We start from the raw sequence: 25,552 nt of genomic DNA, 5'->3' as shown, positions 1-25,552 counted from the left end.
CGCGTCTGGACCCTTCGTCGTTAGGCCCCGGCCGCGGCGAGCGACCCAAGCTCCGAGAAGCGGTTCGTCGGTCGGTCCAGGCCGTAGTGGTCCCGCAGCGTGCTGCCCGTGTATTCGGTGCGGAACAGCCCCCGGTGGCGCAGCACCGGCACCACGCGGTCAACAAAGGTTTCGAGACCCGACGGTAGAACGGCCGGCATGATGTTGAAGCCGTCGGCCGCGCCGTTTTCGAACCATAGTTGGATCGCGTCGGCCACTTGCTCCGGCGTTCCCGCGAAAGTCAGGTGGCCGCGGCCTCCTCCCAGCCTGCCGATCAGTTGGCGTACCGTGAGTTTCTCGCGGCGGGCAAGCTCCACAATGAGGGTGTAGCGGCTCTTTGCGCCTTCGATCGAGTCCTCGTCCGGAAGATCGGCGGGAAGTTGGCGGTCGAGGGGCAGGTCCTCTGGGTTCACGCGGAGCGTCTTGGCCAGCTCGGCCCTCGCGTATTCGGGCCGGATCAGCTCATCCAGTTCGCGTTCCAGGCGCAGTGCTTCGGCATGCGTGGAGGCGATCACCGGGACAATACCCGGCAGGATCTTGATGCCCTCGGCCGCCCGGCCAAGCGCGACCGTCCGGGCCTTGAGGTCTCCGTAGAACGCCTGGGCATCTTCCAGGGTTTGCTGGGCCGTGAACACGGCCTCGGCGTACCTGGCGGCCAGGCCCTTGCCGTTCTCGGAGGAGCCGGCCTGGACAATCAAGGGATGGCCTTGGGGGGAGCGCGGCACGTTGAGCGGTCCGCGGACCCGGAAATGCTTGCCCACGTGGTTGATGGGCCGGACCTTGGTTGAGTCTGCCCAGACGCCAGCTTCCTTGTCGGCAATGACCGCGTCGTCCTCCCAGCTGTCCCAGAGCTTGGCGGCCACCTCGAGGAACTCGGCCGCTCGTTCATAGCGGGCGGCATGGGCGGGCTGATCGTCGATGCCGAAGTTCCGGGCGGCTTCCGGTCCGGCTGTGGTCACCACATTCCAACCGGCCCGTCCGCCGCTGACGAAGTCCACCGAGGCGAAGCGCCTGGCCAGGTTGAAGGGATCGTTATACGTGGTGGATGCAGTGGCGATGAGTCCGATCTTTTCGGTGGCGGCTGCGATTGCGGTGAGCAGCACTGTCGGTTCCAGCTTGCCCGCGGGACGGCGTCCGACGTCGCCGAAGATCACGGGGGAGTCTGCGAAGAAGATGGAGTCGAACGTGCCGCGCTCTGCGATCCGTGCGAGGTTTTGGTAGTGCCGGATGTCGGTGCTGGCGCGCGGGTTGCTTTCCGGCAGCCGCCACGAAGCCTCGTGGTGTCCGGTGCTCATGAGGAATGCGTTGAGGTGGAGTGTGCGTTGCTGGGGGCTCATCTGTGTTCCTTTCGTTGTCTCCTGGCCGCCAATCAACCACGAGACAACCGCCCCGCGCCAGCATCGCGAAACCTTCCCGCAACAGCAGGAAACCGGGCTTCACAGCCGGAAACCGGACTCAATCTGGCGCCACGCGAAGCAATGTTTGAGCGGCCTCCGACGCTCGCTCACTTATGTGGGGTTTCTCGCCGACGCTCGCTCACATATATCTGAGCGGGCGTTGGGTGGAACGGCCTGGTATCTGAGCGGGCGTTGGGGGATTGGGGTGGATATCTGAGCGGGCGTTGGGGGATTGGGGTGGATATCTGAGCGAGCGTCCGAGGCGGGCTGGACGACGCAAAGCCGCCCACCGCCGTCGTACTTTAAGACGCTCGCTCACTTATGTGGGGTTTCCCGCCGACGCTCGCTCACTTAAGTGAGCGAGCGTTGGGTGGAACGGCCTTGTATCTGAGCGGGCGTTAGGCCCCGGGTGATAGTTCGGTCACGGAAACACCGCTTTGGCACCCCGGGCACCTCGGGCGCGACTACCATGGATCAGTGCATTCGCAGATTACCGTCCGACCCGCCCTGCCCGAAGACTACGACGCCGTAGCCCGTATCACGATGTCGTCTTACGTGACCGCTGGCTACTATGGCAGCCCGGACCACCCATACCTGGAGAAGCTGCGCGACGTGGCCGGCCGCGCCCGGTACGCCGACGTTTTCGTCGCCGAACGCGACGGCCAGGTTATCGGATCCGTCACGTCGGCGAAGGCCGGATGCGACTTCTCGGACATCGGCCTTCCGGACGAACTCGAAATGCGTACGTTGGTGGTTGATCCGGAGGTTCAGCGCTCCGGCGCGGGACGGGCACTGGTCCAGGCCGTCGTCGACCAAGCCCGCTCCATGGAAGGCATCAACGCCGTCTCCCTCACCACGGGCGCAACGTGGGAAAGCGCCAACGCCCTCTACGCCAAAACCGGATTCGAGCGCGAACCGGAGCGGGATTGGTTCGTACCCGGGACCGACATAAAACTGTTCGTTTATCGGCAGGATGTGCGCCAGCCATAAAGTTTCCTCGTAAACCCCGGTCATCGGGCCGGGTGCGGAAACTGAGAAAGGCGCGGCATGCGCAAGACATTCGGCACGGGCTCGGTCTGGGAACAGGCACTTGGATACTCCCGAGCGGTCCAGGTGGACAACACGCTCTTCATTTCGGCCACGGCGGCGTCGGGACCTGATGGCATCGTCGGTGACGACTTCTACTCGCAGACCAAATACATCCTCGAAAAGCTGGGTGCGGTCCTGGCCGACGCCGGGTTCGACTACGAGGACGTCGTGCAGTCCAAGCTCTATCTGACCGACATCACCAAATGGGAAGACGCCGGCCGCGCGCACGGCGAGGTGTTCGGCGAGATCCGGCCCACCCTTTCCCTGGTCCACGTCTTGCCGTTCCTCGACCCGGAGATGCTGGTCGAAATCGAACTGGTAGCCCAGAAGAGCGCCTAAACAGCCCAACTGACTCGCAGTAAGTGTCGTTTTGACGCCTCATAACGACACTTACTGCGAGTCAGTTGGGTGGGAACTACTTGGGTGGGCGAGTCAGTTGGGGGAGAGTCGCGCGGGGACGCCGTAGCGGTGTTCCGGGCGGCCGGTGCTGCCGTAGCGCAGTTGGATTTCGACGGCGCCATCGTCGGCCAGCGAGGACAGGTACCGTTGCGCCGTGGCGCGTGAGACGCCCACCCGTTCCGCTACTTCCGTGGCCGAGTATTGTTCCCCCGGCGCCAAGGATTCCAGTACCGATGTTTCGGTCGCCGATCGCGGCTTTCCCGACGGCGCCACGTCCCCCGCGACGAGCGCCCGCTTGGCCCTTTCGATTGTGTCCTGGTCCACCGCATGCTGCCGGCCCAGGATCCGCCGGTATCTGGCATAGGAGCGCAATTGCTGCGACAGCGATTCGGCGGTGAACGGTTTGAGCAGGTATGCCAAGGCACCCCGCCGGAGGGCTGTCCTGATGGACACGGCGTCGGAAGCCGCGGTCAGCATCATGGCATCCACATCGAGTTGCCCCAGGAGATCCAGGCCCGAACCGTCCGGCAGGTAGACATCCAGCAACACGAGGTCCGGCCGAAGGCTATGCACGGACTGCAATGCCTGCGCCGTCGAACCCACCGGGGCCAGGGCCAGGAAACCGGCCACGGAGTCCACGTAGGCGGCATGGAGCTTGGCGACGTGGAAATCGTCATCCACAATCAACACCCTGAAGTCTTCGCTCATTGGTGTCCTTCCTTGCGTTCGGCTGCGGGTGGTTCGGCTGCTGCGGAGGATTCTGCCAATGAGGCATCGCCCGGCTTGCCGGTAACCCCCGGCATCGTGGCCATGAAGACGGCGCCCGGGCCGCCGGACGAGCCGGGGTCCAGGACGCGCACGTCGCCACCGCGACGCCGGGCGAGTTGCCGGACCAGCGCGAGCCCGAGTCCCTGCCCGCCTGCCCTGGCGATGACGCCTTCGGCGGGTTCCGCCGTCGTGAACCCCTCCACGAAAACCCTTTCGGGCTCGACACCGCCGAGGCCGTCGCCGGAGTCCCCGACGACGATATGCAGCGTGCCGCCGTCGGGCCCTGGTTCGTCGAGCAGCTCAAGCTCCACCCAGCGTTGCGTCGAAGAGCCGGCGACGGCGGCATTGACGGCGTTGTCGATCAGGTTGCCAAGCACGGTGGTGACGTCCTGTGGCTCGGTGACGTGCTCCCGCACCAGCGTCTCCGGGCCGATCCGCAACGCCACCCCTCGCTCGTCCGCTTCCACGCTCTTCGCGCCGACGAACGCCTGCAGATAGGGATCCTGGAGGAGTTCGGCTTGCTGCACGGGAAACTTCAGGGGGCCGGTGGCCGAGATCCTGGCGAGGTAGTCCTTGGCCTGGCCGTGCTGGCCGATGCTCATGAATCCGGCGATCGTATGGAGCTGGTTCGCGAATTCGTGGCGCTGGGCCCGGAGGGCGGCGGACATGGTGCCCACGGCGTCGAGCTGGCGCGTCAGCTGCTGCAGCTCGGTACGGTCCCTGAGCATGACCACCCAGCCGAGATCCTCTTTGCGGTGCAGCGCCTTGCGGGCGTTGGCAACCAAGACCCGCCCGCCCGCGACGATTTCCACGGCTTCGGCGTCGTGCGCAGAGGGTTGCGTGAGGGCTTTGAGCTGCGCTGGGACGGGGGCATTCCCCCAATCGGTGCCCGCCAAGTCCGTGCCGGACCAGTCCGAGCCCGCCGCGGCAGGGGAGCCGGGAGTTACCGCGCCTTCCGGCATGCCGAGCAGCCGCCTGGCCGCGGCATTGAAGACCGTGATGCGGCCATCGGCGGAAATGCCGATCACGCCGTCGTCCACTCCTTGAAGCACGGCAACCTGGTCATGAACCAGGGTGCTGATTTCTTCGGGTTCGAGGCCCAACGTCAGGCGTTGCAAACGGCGGCGGAGGAGGAATGACGCCAGAACCCCGGCAACCAGGGAGCCTGCCGCGGTCACGGCAATCGGGACGATGTCCTTGGCAAGGCTCTGGCTGAGCGACTCCATCGAATAGCCCACACTGACTTCGCCCACCACCGTGCCTGCGGAACCCGTCCCTGCGGAACCCGTCCCTGCGGAACCCGGAGCGAAGACCGGGACCTTGGCACCCGCGGACGGTCCCAGAGTGCCTGTGTTCCGGGTGGTGACTTCCTTCCCCGACAGCGCATCCGAGGGATCCGTGCTGACCCGTTCGCCCAGCCGGACCAAGTCCGGGTGGGCAAGCCGCAAGCCGGTCTCGTCCGTGACCACCACGAACAAAGCACCAGTGCGGCTCCTGGCAGCCTCGGCAGCAGCCTGGATGGGGCCGGCCGCGAGCACTGCAGGAGGCGGCGTTCCCGGCTCGTTGCTGATGGCTTGGACCTGGGAACGGAGCGCGGGATCCGAAGCCACGGTGCGTGCCAAAGTCAGCGCCTGGTTTTCCGCCTCCGTGCCGATCCGCCCATAGACGAGCCACGCATGCACGGTGCCGCTAAGCAGCACGACCAAGAGAACGACCCCCAGTTGCAAGAGCAGGGTCTGCGTCGAGAACCGCAGGGCAAGCCTGGGCATGCTGCCTCCTTCCGGCGGGGATTGGCCGGCTGGAGCGGGGCAGCAGCGGCGCTGTACTTCTACGTTCTACCTCTCCATTGAAGCATTGAGCACAATGAGCAAAATGCTCTCAATCAGCAGTATGTCCATCAAATCCCACAAACGCCTTGCTGTGAGCGTCGCCACTATAGGTTCTGTATCGCGCATCACATCGACGTGATGCCGTTCACTGTAGTAAGGAGCCGGCTGTGCTGGTATTGCTTGGATTCGCAATGATTGCGGTGTTCATGATCCTGATCATGACAAAGAAGTTGACGCCCGTTCTGGCGCTGATCATCGTTCCCACCATCTTCGGCCTGTTTGCCGGTGCCGGTCTTGGCATCGGGCCAATGGTTATGGATTCGATGAAGTCCATGACGTCCACGGCCGCACTCCTGATGTTCGCGATCGTTTACTTCGGACTCATGATCGACGTCGGACTGTTCGACCCGTTGGTGAAGTTGATTCTCCGCAAGCTGGGCAACGACCCCGCCAAAGTGGTCTTGGGCACCGCCATCCTCGCGGCCGCTGTATCGCTCGACGGCGACGGCTCCACCACCTTCATCCTCACCACCGCGGCGATGCTGCCTGTCTACCTCCGTTTGAAGATGAGCCCCGTGGTCCTGACCTGTGTGGCCGGCCTCGCCAACGGCACCATGAACATCCTGCCGTGGGGCGGTCCCACTGCCCGCGCAGCCACAGCCCTCAAGATCGACGTCAACGACGTGTTTGTTCCGATGGTCCCGTCCCTCATCGCCGGCCTCGTCGTCGTCTTCGTGTTCTCCTGGCTCCTGGGCCTGCAGGAACGCAACCGCCTCCGCGCCACCGCTCCCGAGATCTGGGGCGACGTCGCCGACGCAGGGGACGTGTTCGACGGCGGCACGCGCCGCGGCGCTGGCGGCACCGGATCCTCGGGCCGCGGTTTCGGCCCGGGCCGCGGCGGGACTGGCACCGGCGGAGGTTCCGGCGTCGTGGTCCTGGAACGCACCGAAACCTTGGTTGACCTCGCCGACATCGGCTTGACCGACACCGCACTCGATCCCCACCGCAAGACCCTGCGCCCGAAGCTCTTCTGGTTCAACCTCGGCCTCACCGTCGCCGTGATGGTCATGCTCGTGGCCAACCTTGTGCCGCTGCCCTACGTCTTCATGGTGGGCTCCGCGATTGCCCTGCTGGTGAACTTCCCGAAGGTCAAGGAACAAGGCGCGCAGTTGGTGGCCCACGCACCGTCCATCGTGGCGGTGGTCAGCATGGTCATGGCGGCGGCTGTCCTCACGGGTGTCCTCAACGGCACGGGCATGGTCAAGGAAATGTCCGCGTGGCTGGTCCACATCATCCCCGCCGAGATGGGTCCGTTCATGGGCGTCATCACCGGCCTGCTCAGCATCCCCATGACGTTCTTCATGAGCAACGACGCCTTCTACTTCGGCGTCCTGCCGGTCCTGAGTGAAACCGCCGCGCACTACGGCATCAGCGGCGCGGAAATGGCCCGGGCCTCCATCACCGGCCAGCCTTTCCACCTCCAGAGCCCCTTGGTCCCCGCGATCCTGTTGCTCGTCTCGCTTGCCAAGGTGGAACTGGGCGACCACCACAAGAAGGTCCTGTGGCGCACAGCGGTCATCTCGGTCGTCATGCTCGCAGTGGGCATGCTGACGGGAGCCATCGGCATCGGGTAACAAAGCACCCAGCAACGCGGGGTCACTTACGGCCCATTCGGGACCTCCGGATGGGCCGTAAGTGACCCCGCGTTGTTCGTCGTCCAACCCACGTAGACTAGTCCGGAAAACCATTTGAACTTTGCAGGGGAGATCCATGGCTGCGATCAACCGTGACGACGTCGCGCATCTTGCGCGTCTGGCTCACATTGAAATGAGTGCCGAAGAGCTGGACAGGATGGCGGGCGAGCTCGCCGTCATCGTCGATTCGGTGAAGTCCGTCAGCGAAGCCGCCGGGGACGATGTCCCGGCTACGTCCCACCCGATTCCGTTGAACAACGTGTTCCGCGAAGACGTTGTGGGCCACACGTTCACGGCCGAACAGGCGCTGTCCGGGGCTCCGGATTCCTTCGAGGGCCGCTTCAAGGTTCCGGCAATCCTGGATGAGGACTAAGCGAATGACTGAATTGAACAACTCCGAACTCATCCGCTTGTCCGCGGCTCAGCTGGCCGCCAAGCTGGCCGCGCGCGAGGTCACGTCCGTCGAGGTCACCCAGGCGTACCTGGACCGGATTGCCGACGTTGACGGGCAAGTCAACGCATTCCTGCACGTCAACGCTGAAGAGGCGCTCGCCGTAGCCGCCGAGGTGGACGCGATACGCGCCGCCGGAGGTGCCGAAGCCGAAGCGCTGCACGAACTCGCCGGCGTACCCATCGCCGTCAAGGACCTCATCGTCACCATCGGCCAGCCCACCACGGCCGGCTCCAAGATCCTCGAGGGCTGGCACAGCCCCTACGACGCCACCGTCATCAAGAAGCTGCGCGCAGCGAAGATGCCCATCCTGGGCAAGACCAACCTGGACGAATTCGCCATGGGTTCCTCCACGGAACACTCGGCGTACGGCCCCACCCGCAACCCGTGGGACCTGGACCGCATCCCCGGCGGCTCGGGCGGTGGCTCCGCGGCCGCCGTCGCGGCCTTCGAAGCTCCGCTGGCCCTCGGCACGGACACCGGCGGATCCATCCGCCAGCCTGGCGCCGTCACCGGCACGGTCGGCATGAAGCCCACCTACGGTGCCGTTTCCCGTTACGGCGCCATTGCCATGGCGTCGTCGCTGGACCAGATCGGTCCGGTTTCGCGGACCGTGCTGGACTCGGCCCTGCTGCAGGAAGTCATCGGTGGACACGACCCCTTCGACTCCACCTCGCTGACGGACCCCTTCGATACGCTCGTTTCCGCAGCCAAGACGGGCAACGTCACCGGCATGAAGATCGGCATCGTCAAGGAACTCCACGGCGAGGGCTACCAGGCCGGCGTCGAGAACCGTTTCAACGAGTCCCTTGAGCTGCTCAAGGAGGCCGGCGCGGAAATCGTCGAGGTTTCCTGCCCCAACTTCAAGTACGCGCTGGGCGCCTACTACCTGATCATGCCGTCCGAGGTTTCGAGCAACCTGGCCAAGTTCGACGGCGTCCGCTACGGCTTGCGTGTCCTGCCCAAGGACGGTCCCATGACGATCGAACGTGTCATGGGTGCCACTCGCGCCGCCGGTTTCGGCGATGAGGTCAAGCGCCGCATCATCCTGGGCACCTACGCCCTGAGCGCCGGCTACTACGACGCCTACTACGGTTCGGCGCAGAAGGTCCGCACGCTGATCCAGCGCGACTTCGACGCCGCGTTCGCGCAGGCCGACGTCCTGATTTCGCCGACGGCTCCCACGACGGCCTTCAAGCTGGGGGAGAAGCTGGACGATCCGCTGGCCATGTACCTCAACGACGTCGCCACCATCCCGGCGAACATGGCCGGTATCCCGGGCTTGTCCCTGCCTGGCGGCCTGGCCGACGAAGACGGCCTGCCCGTAGGCATCCAGCTGCTGGCGCCTGCCCGCGAGGACGCCCGCCTGTACCGCGTGGGCGCTGTCCTTGAATCCTTGCTTGAAGAGAAGTGGGGTGGCCCGCTGTTGGCGAAGGCACCTGAATTGAAAAACGCAGGTCTCGGTACCGCATTCAACACCGCCGGAGGTTCCAACTGATGTCTACCGACGCCATCCTCAGCTTCGAAGAGGCCATGGAGAAGTACGACCCCGTCCTTGGCTTCGAGGTCCACGTGGAGCTCAACACCAAGACCAAGATGTTCTCCTCCGCTCCGAATGTCTTCGGCGACGAGCCGAACACCAACGTCAACGAGGTTGACCTTGGCATGCCCGGCGTCCTGCCCGTGGTGAACAAGACGGCGGTAGAGTCTTCCATCAAGATCGGCCTTGCCCTGAACTGCAAGATCGCCGAGTCCTGCCGCTTCGCCCGGAAGAACTACTTCTACCCGGACACCCCGAAGAACTTCCAGACGTCCCAGTACGACGAGCCCATCGCGTACGACGGCTACCTGGACATCGAGCTCTCGGACGGCACTGTGTTCCGCGTCGAGATCGAGCGCGCGCACATGGAGGAGGACGCCGGCAAGCTGACCCACATGGGTGGCGCCACCGGTCGCATCCAGGGCGCCGACTATTCGTTGGTGGACTACAACCGTTCCGGTGTTCCGCTCGTCGAAATCGTCACCAAGCCGATCGAGGGCGCGGGTAGCCGGGCACCTGAGCTCGCCAAGGCCTACGTGGCCGCAGTACGCGAAATCGTCAAGAACCTCGGCGTTTCCGACGCCAAGATGGAACGCGGCAACGTCCGCTGCGACGCCAACGTCTCGCTGCGCCCGCACGGCCGCGAACGTTTCGGCATCCGTTCCGAAACGAAGAACGTGAACTCGCTGCGCGCCGTCGAGCACGCCGTCCGTTACGAAATCCAGCGCCACGCAGCCGTCCTGGATTCCGGCGAGCCGGTCATCCAGGAAACGCGCCACTGGCACGAGGACACGCGCACGACGACGTCGGGCCGCGCAAAGTCCGACGCCGACGACTACCGCTACTTCCCGGAGCCGGACCTCGTTCCGGTCCTGGCGTCCCGTGAATGGGTCGAAGAACTCCGCGCCACGCTGCCCGAGCCGCCCGCGGCGCGCCGCAAGCGGCTCCAGGCCGACTGGGGCTATTCGGACCTCGAGTTCCGCGACGTCGTGAACGCCGGCGTCATGGACTCCATCGAGGAGACCATCGCCGCCGGTGCCAGCGCCTCCGTGGCCCGCAAGTGGTGGATGGGCGAGATTGTCGGACGCGCCAAGACGGCCGACGTCGATCCTTCCGAACTCGGCGTCACGCCGGAAACCATCGTGGAGCTCAACAAGCTCGTCGAGGGCGGCAAGATCAACAACAAGATGGCTTCCCAGGTGCTCGACGGCGTCCTCGCCGGCGAGGGCACCCCGGCCGAGATCGTGGAGAAGCGCGGCCTCGCGGTCGTGTCCGACGACGGCCCCCTGCTGGAAGCGATCGACGCCGCACTGGCGGCCCAGCCCGACGTTGCGGAGAAGATCCGCGGCGGCAAGCTTCAGGCCATCGGTGCGATCGTCGGCGGAGTCATGAAGGCCACCCGAGGGCAGGCCGACGCGGGCCGCGTCAAGCAGCTGATCCTGGAGCGGCTCGGCGTCGAAGGCTGACCACCCGCGCCTCACCCAACTGAGTCGCAGTTAATGTCGTTCTGAGCCGTCAAAACGACAACAACTGCGACTTAGTTGTGTCTGGATCCACAGCCCCCACACAGCTTCAAGCGTCATCATGGAGTCATCAGTTCTTTGCTGCCCGCCCCTTACCGGCCCGGGGAGGAGCGGAGAAAGGATTCGGCCATGTCCACCATGACTCCGGGGGTTCGTAAGGCCCTCATCGCCGGCGGTATTGCCGTCGTCTTGAGCGGCGGTGGTGTGGCCGCAGTCTGGGCTGCCGGCCAGATCATCCCCGCGTACGTGGTAAGCGCGACGCCGACAAGTACGGCGTCGCCCGCCACGCCGTCGCCCGGGGCTACGTCGCCCGCCACGCCGTCGCCCGGCAAGGCCAGGCCGTTCCCCGTGCTTCCCCGCGGCATCGCAGGTCCGGGGATCCACGGTGAGTTCACGGTCAAGAACAAGGACGGCAGCTACACGACGCTCGTGTCGCAGCGAGGCACCGTGCAGTCCGTCAGCGATTCGAGCATTTCCGTCAAGAGCGATGACGGCTTCACGCAGAGCTACGCGATCACATCGTCGACCACCATCGTCAAGCTCCCCGCTTCCGGAACGGGCACGCAAGGCCGGCGGCCATCGCCCCAAACCATCAAGGCCACCGACCTGAAGACGGGCGACACTGTCGCAGTCTCCGGCACGAAGAGCGGCACCACAGTCACGGCCACACGCATTATCGCAGGTACCTTGCCTGCTGGGCCCAGTGATGGCGGACGGCGGTTGGGCTACGGGAGCGTCTCTTCCTGAACGCTGTTCGAGCTGACCCTGCGCCCGCTCGTCTGGCTATGATGCTACTACCGCCGCACCACGCCCGTGGTCCGGCGGCTTAGCCACGAAGGAGACGAATGCGCCCCACGATCAAGTCCGTGGCGGCGGCAGCCGGGGTCTCGACGGCGACCGTGTCCTATGTGCTTTCAGGCAGGAGCGGCAAAGACGGCAGCAGGAGCGGTTCCGGGGTGGCCCCCGCTACCGTGCTTCGGGTTCAAGAGGCTGCCCTCGCCCTCGGATATCGCCCCAACCAATCGGCACGGGCAATCCGCACCGGACGAACGAACCTGCTCATGTTGTCGCTCACCATGATCTCGGATCCGTGGGCATTGGATGTGAGCCGCGCTGTTGGTACGGCTGCGGCCCGACGAGGCATTACGCCGATGATCCTGGCCGATACCGACTGGCGGGTGGCCCTCAAACGGCAAAACGCGGACGTGACATTCATCGACGGCGCCGACGAGCCCGGCGATGTCGAACTGCTGGCACAGGCGGCAAGGTTGCAGCGCCTGGTGGTCTTCAGCGACACCATGGAACCTGAGGGATTCGACGTCGTGCGGCCGGTGGTTGGTTCGTCGTGCGATCTGGCAGTGGAGCACCTCACCGCGCGGCACCGCCGCGTGGCTTGCCTGATCTCATCGGCACCGTCGATGAGCACCCTGGACATCCGCTTGGGTGCCTACACCCGCGGCCTTGCCAAGGCTGGTTTGGAGTACCGGGACGACTACGTCGAGGCGTATGACCGCGACGGACTCAGCGCGTTCGACGCAGCGTTTCGGCTCCTGCAGCGTGCGGACCGACCGACCGCGATCTATGCGACCACCGACTTCGCCGCGATCGCAGCCATCCATGCGGCCCAACGCCTGCAACTCCGCATTCCGGAAGACGTCGAAGTGGTCGGGATCGGCAACACCACGGAAGGCGAGCGCATGACGCCGTCGTTGACCACCGTTGGTCCTGAGGGCTTTTTCGATGGCTTGGCCGCATTCCTGCTCGACCGCGCAGAGAATCCCGATGTGCCTGCCGGCATTCTGGAATTCCCGTGGAAGCTCATCGTGAGGGACTCAGCGCCCTCGGCGTGAATCCGACTCTCCGATGAGAAACCCGACGCTCCCGGCGTGAGCCGGGGCTGTCCCTTTGGCAGGTCGAGGCATGCGCCCGGTGATCGCTCTAACCGCCCTCCATGCACTTTGGTGACGTTTTGTGCCCGAAAAAGTTAAGAAAAGATCATTCGAAATCTTGCCTTTAAACGATTAACATGATGTGATCAACTGCACAACACCAGTTGGGTTGGCTGTTCGCCGAATGCGGGCCCGCCCCGAAGGACCGTCGGTCTTCTGACCAAGACATCGGAGAATTCTTATGAACCACAACGTGACCCGCAGGTCATTCCTTTCCTTTGCGGCTGCCGGTGCCGCCGTCGTTTCGCTCGCTGCCTGCGGCGGGAACAGTGCCGCAGGGGGTAGCGCAGCCAAGGCCGCCTACGCTGCTCCCGCGAAGGACCTGAGCGCGGAGCTGAGCTACGCCATCTGGGACGCTGCGCAAAAGCCCGCGATGCAGAAGATCGTGACCGAATTCAACAAGCAATACCCGAACATCAAAGTCACCATCGACGTCACGCCGTCCAAGGGCTCGGCCTACTGGACGAAGATCCAAACCCAGGCAAGCAGCAACACCCTTCCGGACGTTTTCTGGATGAACGGCCCGCACATCAAGCTTTACGCGCAAAACAACCAGCTGTTGTCCCTGGACGGCCTGGTGTCCGGCAAAGCAGTGGACACGGCCAATTACCCCAAGGCACTCGTGGATTTGTACACCGTCAACGGGGCGTTCTACGGGGTCCCCAAGGACTTCGACACCAGTGCGCTCTTCTACAACAAGGCCCTCTTCAAGGAGGCCGGCGTGTCCGAACCGACGTCCACCTGGACGTGGGACGACGTGAAATCCGCCGGCGCGAAACTATCCAAGTTCTACCAGGGCAAAGGCATCTACGGCTATGCCGGCGACCTCACGGGTGGCCAGACCAGCTACTACAACACGATGATTGAAGCCGGCGGGACCATCATCTCGACCGACGGCAAGAAGTCCGGATACGACTCCGCCGGATCAATCGCCGGCCTCCAGTTCTGGCGCGACCTGATCGAGTCCGGGGTTTCACCCTCGATGCAGCAATTGACGGACACCTCCTCGAGCGACATGTTCACGTCCAGGAAATTGGCTATGACCATGGACGGTTCCTGGACCGTCGGGCCGGCCCAAAAGGCACTCGGTGACGATCTGGGCATTGTCAGCCTCCCGAAGGGGCCGAAGAGCAACCAGAGCGTGATCCACGGACTTGCCAACGTGATTCCCGCCAATGCGAAGAACCCTGCCGCGGCGCAGGCATTCGTGGCCTTCCTGGGAACCCAGGATGCTGCCAAGATCCAGGCGGAAACGGGAACCGTCATCCCGGCCTTCAACGGCAACCAGGACGCCTGGGTAAAGTCTGTTCCCTCCGTTGACCTCAGCGTCTTCCTTGACCTGGCCAAGGATGCCTCGCCCTACCCGGCGTCGGCCAATACAGCCGCCTGGAACGAACTCGAGAACACCCTGCTGCCGCAGGCGTTCGCCGGGACCAAGCCGGTTGCCGACGTCGCAAAGGACCTTGCCAGCCAGATGAATGCCGCCCTGGCCAAAGAATCATGAAAGCCCAGACCCTGACGCCGGCAGCCAAGGGCGTCCGTGCAGCCCTACCAGCGGGGCATCGCCGCAAAGGAAAATCGAAATCGGATGGCTGGTGGCCATGGTTGTTCGTGGTGCCTACTGTCGCGGGCATCGGCGTGTTCTACCTTTGGCCGATCGTCCAGACGTTCTACTACAGCTTCACCAAGTGGGGAGTCTTCGGCGGAACCAAGTTCATCGGCCTGGACAACTATGTGCGGATGTTCGCGGATTCCACCATTCCGCAGTCAATCGTCAATACGCTGGTCTACACGGTGGTCGTGCTGCTGGGAATTCCCATCGCGGTCATCCTTGCGTCCTTGATCGAGCGTCCCGGCCTGCGCTTCGCGGCCCTGTACCGGACGCTGTACTTCATTCCCTACATCACCATGCCGGCCGCCGTCGGGATCGTATGGAGGTTGATCTACAACGGTGACTTCGGACCCATCAACTGGTTCCTGGGCTTGTTCGGGATCCAGGGCCCCTACTGGACATCGACGCCGGGGTTCGCGCTGCTTGCCGTGGCTACCGTGGGGCTTTGGATGTCGCTGGGATTCAACCTCATCATCATCAGCGCGGGACTGCGCGAGATTCCGCGGGAGCTCTTCGAAGCCGCGGAGATGGACGGGGCCAGCCGGGTCCGCCAGTTCTTCAGCATTACCGTTCCGCTGTTGACGCCCAGCATCTTCTTCGTCACGATCGTCACCGTGATCAGCGGTTTCCAGCTGTTCGATCTGCTGTACGTGATGATGGGGAAAGCGAACCTGGCCATGCCGCAGACGCAAAGCCTCGTGTACATCTTCTACAACCAGGCCTTCCTGCAGAACGACAAGGGCTATGCGGCAGCCATCGGCATCTTGATCCTGCTGATCATCGCTCTTCTGACCGCTTTCCAATTCCGCATCCAGAAGAGGTGGGTCAACTATGTCTGAATCGATGCTCTCAACAAAAAGCGGCGTCGAATCGCGGCAGAGCGGAACAGCTGCATTCAGCCCCTCTCGCGCCGGGGGCAAACCACCGGGACCCTCAAGCCGCGGCACCAAGGGCAGCAACGGCAAGAGCCGAGGCGGCGCCAAAGGCGGCAAGCAAGGCTCGAACGTGCTGGCGCACTGTGTACTGGGCATTGGCGGTTTGGCCATGATCTCGCCGCTCCTGTACCAGATCGTCATGTCGCTTTCGACGAACGCAGAAGTCCAAAGCACGCCGCCCACGCTGTGGCCCAGCGTTGTCCAGTGGCACAACTTCGCGGACGTCTTCACCTCCATGAATTTCGGTTCACAGCTCTGGGTGACAGTAGCAATCACCGTGATCCGGGTGATCGGGCAAGTGCTTCTCTGCTCGATGGCGGGCTACGCCTTTGCGCGGATGCAGTTCCGGTTCAAGGGGCTCATCCTGGCCGTCGTCTTGTCGATCATCATGGTGCCGTCCCAGTTGTTCCTGATCCCGCAGTACCAGATCATCCAAAACCTGGGGTGGCTGAACAGCATTGCCGGCATCGTGGCTCCGGGCATCTTCAGCGCTTTCGGCCTGTTCCTGATGCGCCAGTTCTTCATGGGGCTCCCGGGCGAACTCGAAGACGCGGCACGGCTCGACGGCGCCAATCCATTCCAGATCTTCTTCCGGGTCATGCTGCCACTCGCGGCCAACGGCCTGTGGGCCCTCGTCATCATCACTGTGCTGTGGTCCTGGAATGACCTCTTGTGGCCTTTGGTGGTGACGTCGACGGCGAACGCCGCACCGTTGAGCGTCGGGCTTTCGAACCTCCAGGGTGAGCACGCCAACAATTACCCGATCCTCATGGCGGCCTCCCTGATGGCCATGGCGCCGATCCTGATCATGTTCCTGCTCATGCAGAAGCGTGTCATGGCGGGCATCGGCCGCTCCGGACTCAAGTAGAGACTCACGTGGACACCCACGTAGAGACTCACCTGGACACCCACGTAGGAAAGGATCGCAGCCTTGACGGAAAAGAACCCGGCCCCGGAAGACGGTTGGTCGTTCGTGCTCGTGGATGCCCTGGAAAAGGTCTACCCGGACGCTCCACCCCGGCCGTTCGACAGGACCATTCCGATGTCCGTTTTCCCCGGCGAGACCGCCTCGGTGCAGGTGGCCCTCAGGCCGCCCATGAAGCACGACTTCCGGCTGTCGGGGGCGTTGGAAGTCTCAGTCGATGGTCCGGCGGCAGGATTTACCTCCATTTCGCAGGTTGAGCTGGTGCCATGTTCATTGGCGGCATTCCCGGCGCATGATGCCGGTTACGACCGCGACACCCCCGGACTGTATCCGGACCTATTGCGGCCAGCCCCGGACGGGATGATCAAGCCCCTCTACGGGCAATGGACCTCCGCATGGATCGACTTCGTGGTGCCATCCGCGGAGAACGCCGGTGAGCATGAACTCGGGATCTCGGTACGGGACGCGGAAGGCAACACGCTCTTCGCCACCCATATCTGCGTCACCGTAGTGCATACGCACGCCCCGGAACTGGAGATCGTGAACGCCCATTGGTTCCACTGCGACGGCCTGGCGAGCCATTACGGCGTCGAGGTCTTCAGTGAGCAGCATTGGTCGATCATCGATGCCTTCATGGGGTCCGCGGCAAGGATGGGCGCCAACTCGCTGCTGACACCCACGTGGACGCCTCCGCTGGACACGGCCATCGGGGGAACGCGGCTGGCCACCCAACTAATCGGGATCCGCGACGATTCCGGCCACCACTTTGATTTCAGCAGGCTGGAGCGCTGGGTTGGCCTTTGCGCCAAACACGGCATCGAGTACCTGGAAATAGCCCACTTGTTCACACAATGGGGGGCCAAAGCGACTCCGGCGATCTATGTCGAAACCGCGGAAGGCCTGGAGCGGCGGTTTGGCTGGGACGTACCGGCGACGTCGTCCTCGTACCGCGAGCTCATGGCCGAGCTGCTGCCGGCCCTGCGTTCCTTCCTGGCGGAGCACTGGTCGCTTGACCGGGTCATTTTCCACATATCCGATGAACCGGAGGGCGCCGAGGCCCTGGAGGGATACCAACGGGCAAAGGGCGTCGTCGCGGATCTCCTGGACGGTCTGACGGTGGTTGATGCCCTGAGCGACTTTGAGTTCTATCGCAGTGGGGCAGTACCGAATCCCGTGGTGGCAAGCGACGCCGTGGCGCCGTTCCTGGCCGCCGGAGTGAAGGACCTGTGGGTCTATTACTGCGTCGCCCAGGACACCGGCGTTGCCAACCGGTTCATTTCCATGCCCTCGGTGCGAAACAGGGTGTTGGGTCATCATCTCTTCGCCCTGGAATGTGCGGGGTTCCTGCATTGGGGATTCAACTTCTATAACTCGGCCCATTCGTTGGCGCCCGTGGACCCGTTCAAGGACACGTGTGCCGGGGGAGCCTTCCCGGGCGGCGATGCCTTCCTGGTCTACCCGGGACCGGAAGGGGTGCCGTGGGAGTCGATCCGTTACAGGGTGTTCGCGCAGGCCATGTGGGACCACCGGGCTCTCTCGCTCCTGGCCAAGCTGGCCGGTCGCGAGGAGGTGCTGGCGCTCATCGATACGAACGGCTCCGGCGGCAGCCTCGCTATGGACAGTTTCAGCTACGACCCCCTTCATTACCGGAGGGTTCGCGAGCTGGTCAACCAGGGAATCGTGCAGCGCGTGGGTCAAACACCGCGCGCGCATCAACTTATCTAGTTAGGAAAGTACTTATGGACCTCAAAGTAGGCATCGTCGGATTCGGCTTGCGGTCGTCGCTGTGGCGCCACGCGCACAAGCCCGGCCACGGTTCGGAAGTTACGGTTGTGTGCGATCTGGGCGAGCGCGGCAGGGCTGACGCAGCAGAGAAGATCCCGACGGCGGTCATCACCGAGGACCTGGACGTCTTGTTGGCCTCAGGCCTGGACGCGGTGCTGGTCCTGACCCCGGACAACCAGCACGCCGCCGTCGCGGTCCGGACGCTTAGAGCGGGCATTCCCACCTTCTGCGAGAAACCGCTCGATGTCACGCTCGAAGCAGCCGACCTCATCCTCCAGACGGCCTTCGACACCGGGACACGACTGTACGTGGGCCACAACATGCGGCACATGCCGGTGGTGGTGCAGATGCGGGACATCATCCAGGCCGGGACCATCGGTGACGTCAAGGCCGTTTGGTGCCGGCACTTCGTGGGAAACGGCGGGGACTACTATTTCAAGGATTGGCATGCCCAGCGCGCCAACACCACCGGGCTGCTGCTGCAAAAGGGCGCGCACGATATCGACGTCATCCACTGGCTCGCCGGGGGGTACAGCACCAAGGTGCAGGCAATCGGGGATCTGGCCGTCTACGGGGACGTCGCGTCCCGCCGCGACAACACGGGCCGCCGGATGGGGGATTGGTTTTCGGTGGACAATTGGCCCCCCACCGAGCAGACGGACCTCGCCGAGACGATCGACGTCGAGGACATCTCGATGATGAACATGGTCCTGGACAACGGTGTGCTTGCCTCGTACCAGCAGTGCCATTTCACCCCGGACTATTGGCGGAACTACACCGTGATCGGCACCAAGGGCAGGATCGAGAACTTCGGTGACGGGGCCGGCGATCAGATCTATGTATGGACCACCCGGACAACCTCAGGTTTCGCCGAACCCGACCAGAAGGTCTTGGTCCGTGACGGGGAAGGCGGCCATGGCGGTGCGGACCCCTTGCTGATCGCAGAGTTCCTGCGGTTCGCAAAGGCCGGGGGAACCACAGCGACCTCGCCGATCGCGGCCCGGGAGGCCGTGGCCGCGGGAGTGCTTGCCACCGAGTCCCTCCGCGGCGACGGTTGCGCGAAGCTGGTTCCGGCCTTGCCGGAAGAGCTCGTGGAGTATTTCAACGCAGGGCAGCCGGCCCGGGTCCGGGAACTCTAGCGCCGCGTGCCCCCGGCGAGTTCGGTCATGACGGTCTGTAGTGCTTCGCAGACCGTCATGACCGATTTCCGTTTCAGGGTCTCCGGCCTCGCCAGGATGTCGATCTTGCGCACGGAATTCACCCCCGCGAGCGGTCGCAGCACCACGCCGGCGTCCAGGACGCGCTGGGCGGTGAACCGCGGGAGCAAACCTATCGCGCCACCGTCCGCCACGAGCGAGGCCACGGTGGAATAGTCGTTGATGCGGTGCAGGACATCGGCCGGGCGCCCGCTGACAGCGACGACGGCGGCCAGCACGTCCGCGGGGGAGTATCCGTCGCGGCTGGTCACCCAGGGCTGCCCGACGACGTCGGCCGGCCTGAGTTCGCGGCGCGCCGCGAGCGGGTGCCCGGCAGGCAACGCGACGTCGAGCGGTTCGTCGGCGAGCGGGATGACGGCTACTTTGTCGGTGGGCCACCCGGGACTGTGCTCCATCCGGTGCGCGAGCACGAGGTCGTAACGCGCGGCGAGGCCCGGAAAGTCTTCCTGGGCAACGTCTTCGTCGGCGAGCTTCACACGGGGAACGCTGTTTTCCGGACCCGCGGCGCGTGCGGTCGTCAACAAGGCCGCGAGCGGAGCGAACAAAGCCTGCCCCGCACTGTGGAAGGCGCTCACAGTGACGGTGGAGCCCGGGGAGTCATGGTACGCGCCGATCGCCGCCTGGGCGTCCGCCATGGCGCTCACGACGGCGGCTCCGGCGTCGGCGAGGACCCGGCCAGCGTCGGTGAGCACCAAGGCGCGGCCTTCCTTGCGGGTCAAGGGCACGTCCACCGACTTCTGCAGGAGGGCGAGCTGCTGGGAAACGGCCGAGGGAGTGACCATGAGCGTCTCGGCCACGGCCTTGACACTGCCGAGATCTCCTAGTTCCCTGAGCATTTGGAGCTGATGTACTTCCATTTAGCAAATGCTAAATCGTTGATTGAGAAAAACCTAGTTGTGCTAAACCGTCCGTGGGGCTTCAATGAAGTGAAACGGCACACAAACGGCCCAATCCCTTGAGTTAGGAAGACCCATGAAGGCTCTCTACAAGTCCGGTCCCCACGCTGGTTTTGAACTCGTCGAACGGCCCGAACCGGAGGCAGGTCCCAGCGACGTCAAGATCCGCGTCATGACCACCGGTATCTGCGGAACGGACCTGCACATCCAGTCCTGGGACGCTTGGGCGCAGAGCATCATCGAGACTCCCTTAATCGCGGGACACGAGTTCTACGGCGAAGTGGTGTCCGTGGGCGAGGACGTCCGCGACGTCAAGGTCGGTGACCGCGTCTCCGGTGAAGGCCACGTGGTCTGCGGCATCTGCCGCAATTGCCGCGCAGGCCGCCGCCAGATGTGCATCCATACGGTGTCCGTGGGCGTGCAGCGCGACGGCGCCTTCGCCGAATACGTTGTCATCCCGGAGACCAACGTCTGGGTCCACCACGATCCCTCCGTCACCCCGGAGCTTGGCGCCATCTTCGACCCCTTCGGCAACGCCGTCCACACCGCACTGAGCTTCCCCCTCGTCGGCGAGGACGTGCTCATCACAGGCGCCGGCCCCATCGGGCTCATGGCAATCGCCGTCGCGCGCCACGCCGGTGCCCGCAAGATCGCCATCACGGACGTGTCCGCTCCCCGCCTCGAACTCGCCCGGAAGATGGGCGTGGACCTCGCCGTTGATGTGTCGAAGATGCGCGTCAAGGATGCCCAGCTCGAGCTCGGCATGCGCGAAGGATTCGACATCGGCCTGGAAATGTCCGGGCATCCGACGGCCCTGCCTGAGATGATCAACAACATGAACCACGGCGGACGCATCGCCATGCTTGGCTTGCCCAGCCAGTCCATCGACATCGACTGGGGCAAAGTGGTCACCCACATGCTGACCCTCAAGGGCATCTACGGCCGCGAAATGTACGAAACCTGGTACGCCATGAGTGCCATGCTGTCCTCCAACCCCGTGCTGCACAGCCACATCTCCGCCGTCGTCACGGACAAGCTGTCCGCCACCGACTGGGAAAAGGGCTTCGAAATCGCCCGCGCCGGCACAGGCGGCAAGGTTGTCCTCGACTGGACTGAACTCTAGAACGCCGAATTCTAAGACACCGTAAAGTCCTCCCCAAGACCCCAGTACCAGGAGCCACCATGTACTCAAGCATCAAAGACCAGCTGCAGGGCGAACTTGAAGAGATCCGCACCGCGGGCCTCTTCAAGACCGAACGGCACATCGACTCGCCGCAGGCCAGCCACATCTCCGCAGGCCAGCTCGGCCAGCCGGCGAACACCGTGCTGAACTTCTGCGCCAACAACTACCTGGGCCTGGCAGACCACGCGGACATCATCGCTGCCGCCAAGTCCGCCATGGACGAGCGCGGCTTCGGCATGGCCTCCGTCCGTTTCATCTGCGGCACCCAGGACCTGCACCTTGAGCTCGAAGCCCGGGTCTCACAGTTCCTCGGAACCGAGGACACCATCCTCTTCTCCAGCTGCTTCGACGCCAACGGAGGTGTCTTCGAGTCCCTGTTCGGGGCCGAGGACGCCATCATCTCGGATTCCCTGAACCACGCCTCGATCATCGACGGCATCCGGCTCAGCAAGGCCAAGCGCTTCCGCTACGCCAACCAGGACATGGCTGACCTCGAAGCCAAGCTGATCGAGGCCTCAAGCGGCGAGGCACCGGCCCGGCGCAAGATCATCGTGACGGACGGCGTCTTCTCCATGGACGGCTACCTCGCGCCGCTCGAGGCCATCTGCGATCTCGCCGAAAAGCATGACGCGCTGGTCATGGTGGACGATTCCCACGCCGTAGGCTTCATGGGAGCCACCGGTGCCGGAACTCCGGAACACGCGGGTGTTTCCGACAGGATCGACATCTACACCGGGACGTTCGGCAAGGCCCTGGGCGGCGCCTCCGGCGGCTACGTCTCCGGCCGCAGCGAAATCATCGCCATGCTGCGCCAGAAGGCCCGCCCCTACCTGTTCTCCAACTCCCTGGCCCCCGCAATCGTCGCAGCCACCATCAAGGCCATTGAACTGGTCCAGGGTTCGGGCGAGCTCCGCTCCAGGCTCTTCGAGAACGCCGCCTTGTTCCGCCGCCGCATGAGCGAGGAAGGCTTCGAGCTGCTCGACGGCGAACACGCCATCATTCCGGTGATGTTCGGCGACGCCGTGCTTGCCGCGAAGGTTGCCGACGAGATGTTCCACCACGGAGTGTTCGTCACCGCGTTCAGCTACCCCGTGGTACCCAAGGGAGCGGCCCGGATCCGCGTGCAGCTCTCGGCCGCGCACAGCTCCGAGGACGTCGAGGCGTGTGTCCAGGCCTTCGTGAAGAGCCGCGCAGCCGCGGGGCTCTGAGTTCCCATGATCCTCACCATCCTGGGCGGCGGGGGATTCCGGGTACCCCTGGTCTATTCAGCGTTGCTGTCCGACCATGGGCCCGGCCGGGTCACCGAACTGAGGCTGTTCGACGCCGACCCCGCGCGCCTGGGCGTGGTGGCCAGGGTCCTCGCCGACATGGCCGAGGGGGTGCCCGACGCACCAGCTGTGAGGACGTTCACGGCGCTGCCGGCAGCCTTGCCCGGCACCGACTTCATCTTCTCCGCCATCCGGGTGGGTGGACTCGAGGGGCGCGCCGCCGATGAGCGGATTGCCCTGGCGCACGGTGTCATCGGGCAGGAGACCGTCGGTGCAGGGGGGATTTCCTACGCCCTCCGGACCATTCCCGTGGTCCTGGATATCGCCGAGTCGGTGAAGAAGCATGCTCCGCACGCCTGGTTCATCAACTTCACCAACCCGGCCGGCGTCATCACCGAGGTCATGACGCAGGTCCTTGGCAACAAGGTGGTGGGGATTTGCGATTCGCCGGTGGGGCTCGCCAGGCGATGCTTGCTCGCAGCCGGAATCCACCGCGGCGCGGCTGCCTTTCGGGATGGCTCCGTGCAGATCGACTACATCGGCCTGAACCACCTGGGCTGGTTGCGCGGGCTCGTGGTCGACGGTGCGGATGTCCTGCCACGGCTCCTGGCCGACGACGGCGCCATCGAGTCCTTTGAGGAGGGCCGGCTGTTCGGCGCTTCGTGGATCAAAGCCCTGGGTGCGGTTCCCAACGAATATCTGCACTACTACTACTTCAGGCGGGAAGCGCTCGACGCCGACCGGCGCGCCCGCACCACCCGCGGCGCCTACTTGGCGCGCCAACAGTCGTCCTTCTACAGCGGGCTCGCGGCAGCGAACGACGGCGGTGCGGAGCCCGCCCAGGGGGTCCCGTCGTCGAAAGCGGCTTTCAGGCTCTGGGAGAAGACCAAGCTCGATCGCGAAGAGACATACATGCAGAGCAACAGGGACGCGGCAGGCACGTTCGAACGCGACGCCGAAGACCTGGTTTCCGGCGGCTACGAGGCCGTGGCCTTGGCGATCATGCGCGCCATCAGCCAGGGCGAATCGGCCCGACTGATCCTGAATGTCCCCAATAAAGGCACCCTGGCGGAACTCGACGCCGACGCCGTCATCGAGGCGCCGTGCCTCGTGGATGCGGGTGGAGCCCGCTTGCTCCCGGCCAAGCCCCTACCGGACTACGCGCGCGGGCTCGTCGTCAACGCCAAGGCGGTGGAACGCGCCACCATCGACGCTGCGCTCACGGGTTCCCGGCGCTCCGCCTACACGGCGATGGCCATGAACCCGCTCGTGGACTCGGTCAGGGTGGCAGAAGCGCTCCTGGCCGACTACATCGGCCATTTCAAGGAACTCCAATACCTGCGCTGAACCCCTTCGCCTAAGCCCTGTCCCGAGGCGGAGAGGAGGCCTAGTATCTGCAGCATGGACAAAGATGCAGCACCTTCCGTGACCGAAGTGTTGGATTCGCAGCAATGCTGGAATCTCCTGAGGGGCGTGTCCGTCGGCAGGCTGGCCGTGTGGCTGGGAGACCACCCTGACATTTTTCCGATCAATTACACGGTGGACCAGGGGACGGTGGTCTTCAGGACCGGAGCGGGCACAAAGCTCGCCGCGGCCTTGGGGGAATTCCCGGTGGCCATGGAGGTGGACGGCGTCGACGCCAACACCGGTGTCGCGTGGAGCGTTGTGCTCCACGGCAAGGCGGCGCCCGTCAAACAGCTCGACGACGTCATCAACACGTTCTCCCTGCCCCTGTTTCCTTGGGAATCCGGCAAGAAGGACCATTTCGTGCGGGTTCCCGCGGATTCGATCTCCGGACGGCGCTTCACTGTCACGGAACCGCTCACGTGGTGGACCCCCTACAGCGGCATCAAGCCGTCCGCGTTGGAATAGCCGGCACCGGCCCTGTTCGGCACCGGGCGCTACTCGCATCTGGGCCTGCGCGCTGACAGGATGGGGGGATGGCTGCACATTATGATGTGGTAATTGTCGGTGGAGGAATCGCCGGGTTGTCGCTCGCCTCAGCGCTGGCCGGCCAGTGTTCGGTAGCCCTCGTGGAAGCCGAACAGACACTGGCGTACCACACGTCCTCCCGCTCGGCCCGGCAGCTCATCCCCAGCTATGGACCCGCCGTCGTGCAGGAACTCACCGTCCGCACGCTGGAGCTGATGGCAGCCCGCGACGCCGGATTGCCGGTACCGGTCCTGGAACCGCGCTCGTTCATGCTGGTGGGCGACGAAGCCACCGTCAAGGCGGAAGCCAGCGGACACATGCACCCCATCACGCACGCCGAAGCCCTTGAGCTGTGCCCGGCACTGAATCCGGGGGCCTTCACGGCCGCCGGCCTGGACACGGGGTCATTCGCCTGCAATGCGCCCGTGCTGTTGGAAGACCACCGGCAGCGCGCCGAGGCCGGGGGAGTGGACATCATTACCGGCGCCCGGGTCCATTCTGCCCAACGGCTTGGTTCCGGCTGGCAATTGGGCGCCGGGCTGGAAGGCTTCCAGTCCGCCGTCGTCGTCAACGCGGCAGGTGCCTGGGCGGACGAGCTCGCGGTGCTCAGCGGCGTGGAGAAGCTCGGCTTGCAGCCGTTCCGGCGCACGGCGGCCATCGTCGACGTCGAGCGCCCGCTTCGGCCGGGCACCCCCATGGTGGCGGCGGCCGATGACACCTACTACTTCCGGCGCGAGGGGGAGCAAGTGCTCATTTCCCCGTCGGAAACGGTGCCGAGCGGACCCGAGGACGCGCGGCCGCGGCCCGGCGACGTCGAAGAGCTCGTGGCCCGGCTGAATTCGATCACGTCGCTGGGCATCCGCTCCGTGGCAAAAGCCTGGACGGGGTTGCGCACCGAGGCTGCCGACGGCGTTCCGGTGGTGGGATTCGACGCCGAGGCTCCCGGCTTCTTCTGGCTTGCCGGACAGGGCGGCTACGGATTCCAGACCTCTTCCGCCATCGCCGAACTCGCCGCCGCGGAGATCCTGGGTTCGGGGACCGTTGGCACCGCACCGGGCATCAGTCCGGCATCCCGGACACCGAGGGAGCTGGCAGCGGCCCGTTGGTCCATCCGCCGTTGA

The 25,552-nt window shown here is 64.6% G+C and carries 22 protein-coding genes; 18 read left to right on the top strand and 4 right to left on the bottom strand.

Annotation, left to right across the window (positions count from 1 at the left end; translation table 11 throughout):
* Positions 1 to 20: 20 nt before the first annotated feature.
* The gene (locus tag QRN51_RS10430) at positions 21 to 1,376 is read right to left on the bottom strand and encodes an LLM class flavin-dependent oxidoreductase (RefSeq protein WP_284989775.1); all 1,356 of its coding nucleotides are present in this window, start codon (positions 1,374 to 1,376) and stop codon (positions 21 to 23) included.
* 537 nt (positions 1,377 to 1,913) lie between these two features.
* Here QRN51_RS10430 and QRN51_RS10425 point away from each other — a divergent pair.
* On the top strand, positions 1,914 to 2,426 hold the full coding sequence (locus QRN51_RS10425) for a GNAT family N-acetyltransferase (protein ID WP_284989774.1): 513 nt from the start codon (positions 1,914 to 1,916) through the stop codon (positions 2,424 to 2,426).
* Positions 2,427 to 2,483: 57 nt separating this feature from the next.
* Positions 2,484 to 2,864, top strand: a complete 381-nt coding sequence (locus tag QRN51_RS10420; RefSeq protein WP_284989773.1) for a RidA family protein — start codon at positions 2,484 to 2,486, stop codon at positions 2,862 to 2,864.
* A 93-nt stretch (positions 2,865 to 2,957) separates the two neighbouring features.
* On the opposite strand, the gene QRN51_RS10415 is transcribed toward QRN51_RS10420, so the two are convergent.
* Both QRN51_RS10415 and QRN51_RS10410 read right to left on the bottom strand, forming a co-directional pair.
* Positions 2,958 to 3,632, bottom strand: coding sequence for a response regulator (locus QRN51_RS10415; RefSeq protein ID WP_284989772.1), 675 nt, complete (start codon positions 3,630 to 3,632; stop codon positions 2,958 to 2,960).
* Positions 3,629 to 5,461 (bottom strand): sensor histidine kinase, encoded by a 1,833-nt coding sequence (locus QRN51_RS10410; protein ID WP_284989771.1) that lies wholly within the window; start codon positions 5,459 to 5,461, stop codon positions 3,629 to 3,631. The genes QRN51_RS10415 and QRN51_RS10410 overlap by 4 nt, the downstream gene beginning before the upstream one ends.
* Positions 5,462 to 5,688: 227 nt before the next feature.
* Here QRN51_RS10410 and QRN51_RS10405 point away from each other — a divergent pair, with 227 nt between their 5' ends.
* The 11 genes from QRN51_RS10405 to QRN51_RS10355 all read left to right on the top strand — a co-directional run bounded on the left by QRN51_RS10405 (position 5,689) and on the right by QRN51_RS10355 (position 19,074).
* A complete protein-coding gene (locus QRN51_RS10405; RefSeq protein WP_284989770.1) occupies positions 5,689 to 7,155 on the top strand; it encodes a CitMHS family transporter in 1,467 nt (488 codons plus the stop codon).
* Positions 7,156 to 7,291: 136 nt separating this feature from the next.
* Entirely contained in the window at positions 7,292 to 7,588 is a 297-nt protein-coding gene (gatC, locus tag QRN51_RS10400; RefSeq protein WP_184736130.1) for an Asp-tRNA(Asn)/Glu-tRNA(Gln) amidotransferase subunit GatC, read from the top strand.
* Between the two features lie 4 nt (positions 7,589 to 7,592).
* A complete protein-coding gene (gatA, locus tag QRN51_RS10395; protein WP_284989769.1) occupies positions 7,593 to 9,164 on the top strand; it encodes an Asp-tRNA(Asn)/Glu-tRNA(Gln) amidotransferase subunit GatA in 1,572 nt (523 codons plus the stop codon).
* A complete protein-coding gene (gene gatB, locus QRN51_RS10390) occupies positions 9,164 to 10,672 on the top strand; it encodes an Asp-tRNA(Asn)/Glu-tRNA(Gln) amidotransferase subunit GatB (RefSeq protein WP_284989768.1) in 1,509 nt (502 codons plus the stop codon). The genes gatA and gatB overlap by 1 nt, the downstream gene beginning before the upstream one ends.
* 186 nt (positions 10,673 to 10,858) lie before the next feature.
* Complete coding sequence (locus QRN51_RS10385; RefSeq protein ID WP_284989767.1) at positions 10,859 to 11,476, top strand: hypothetical protein; 618 nt, start codon at positions 10,859 to 10,861, stop codon at positions 11,474 to 11,476.
* A gap of 98 nt (positions 11,477 to 11,574) precedes the next feature.
* On the top strand, positions 11,575 to 12,579 hold the full coding sequence (locus tag QRN51_RS10380; RefSeq protein ID WP_284989766.1) for a LacI family DNA-binding transcriptional regulator: 1,005 nt from the start codon (positions 11,575 to 11,577) through the stop codon (positions 12,577 to 12,579).
* Positions 12,580 to 12,859: 280 nt separating this feature from the next.
* Positions 12,860 to 14,182, top strand: a complete 1,323-nt coding sequence (locus tag QRN51_RS10375; RefSeq protein ID WP_284989765.1) for an extracellular solute-binding protein — start codon at positions 12,860 to 12,862, stop codon at positions 14,180 to 14,182.
* Complete coding sequence (locus QRN51_RS10370; protein WP_284989764.1) at positions 14,179 to 15,129, top strand: carbohydrate ABC transporter permease; 951 nt, start codon at positions 14,179 to 14,181, stop codon at positions 15,127 to 15,129. Before QRN51_RS10375 ends, QRN51_RS10370 begins: the two co-directional genes overlap by 4 nt.
* The gene (locus tag QRN51_RS10365; RefSeq protein ID WP_284989763.1) at positions 15,122 to 16,093 is read left to right on the top strand and encodes a carbohydrate ABC transporter permease; all 972 of its coding nucleotides are present in this window, start codon (positions 15,122 to 15,124) and stop codon (positions 16,091 to 16,093) included. The genes QRN51_RS10370 and QRN51_RS10365 overlap by 8 nt, the downstream gene beginning before the upstream one ends.
* Positions 16,094 to 16,156: 63 nt before the next feature.
* Complete coding sequence (locus QRN51_RS10360; RefSeq protein ID WP_284989762.1) at positions 16,157 to 17,875, top strand: DUF4091 domain-containing protein; 1,719 nt, start codon at positions 16,157 to 16,159, stop codon at positions 17,873 to 17,875.
* A gap of 14 nt (positions 17,876 to 17,889) precedes the next feature.
* Complete coding sequence (locus QRN51_RS10355; protein WP_284989761.1) at positions 17,890 to 19,074, top strand: Gfo/Idh/MocA family protein; 1,185 nt, start codon at positions 17,890 to 17,892, stop codon at positions 19,072 to 19,074.
* Here QRN51_RS10355 and QRN51_RS10350 read toward each other — a convergent pair.
* On the bottom strand, positions 19,071 to 20,009 hold the full coding sequence (locus QRN51_RS10350) for a LysR family transcriptional regulator (RefSeq protein WP_284989760.1): 939 nt from the start codon (positions 20,007 to 20,009) through the stop codon (positions 19,071 to 19,073). The genes QRN51_RS10355 and QRN51_RS10350 overlap by 4 nt on opposite strands.
* Positions 20,010 to 20,124: 115 nt before the next feature.
* Between QRN51_RS10350 and tdh the strand changes: the two genes are divergently transcribed.
* The 5 genes from tdh (at position 20,125) to QRN51_RS10325 (ending at position 25,552) form a co-directional block, all read left to right on the top strand.
* Positions 20,125 to 21,171 (top strand): L-threonine 3-dehydrogenase, encoded by a 1,047-nt coding sequence (gene tdh, locus QRN51_RS10345; RefSeq protein WP_284989759.1) that lies wholly within the window; start codon positions 20,125 to 20,127, stop codon positions 21,169 to 21,171.
* A 59-nt stretch (positions 21,172 to 21,230) separates the two neighbouring features.
* A complete protein-coding gene (locus QRN51_RS10340; RefSeq protein ID WP_284989758.1) occupies positions 21,231 to 22,439 on the top strand; it encodes a glycine C-acetyltransferase in 1,209 nt (402 codons plus the stop codon).
* A gap of 6 nt (positions 22,440 to 22,445) precedes the next feature.
* Entirely contained in the window at positions 22,446 to 23,846 is a 1,401-nt protein-coding gene (locus QRN51_RS10335) for a 6-phospho-beta-glucosidase (RefSeq protein ID WP_284989757.1), read from the top strand.
* A 54-nt stretch (positions 23,847 to 23,900) separates the two neighbouring features.
* Positions 23,901 to 24,371 carry a pyridoxamine 5'-phosphate oxidase family protein gene (locus QRN51_RS10330; protein WP_059387879.1) on the top strand — a complete coding sequence of 157 codons (471 nt, stop codon included), beginning with the start codon at positions 23,901 to 23,903 and terminating at the stop codon, positions 24,369 to 24,371.
* Between the two features lie 68 nt (positions 24,372 to 24,439).
* Positions 24,440 to 25,552: an NAD(P)/FAD-dependent oxidoreductase gene (locus QRN51_RS10325; RefSeq protein WP_284989756.1), complete on the top strand. Its 1,113-nt coding sequence runs from the start codon at positions 24,440 to 24,442 to the stop codon at positions 25,550 to 25,552.

The organism is Arthrobacter sp. efr-133-TYG-120, from assembly GCF_030209785.1.
GTDB lineage: Bacteria > Actinomycetota > Actinomycetes > Actinomycetales > Micrococcaceae > Arthrobacter.
The sequence above is the reverse complement of the archived record's forward strand: the minus strand, read 5'-3'. Positions and strand labels throughout refer to the sequence as shown.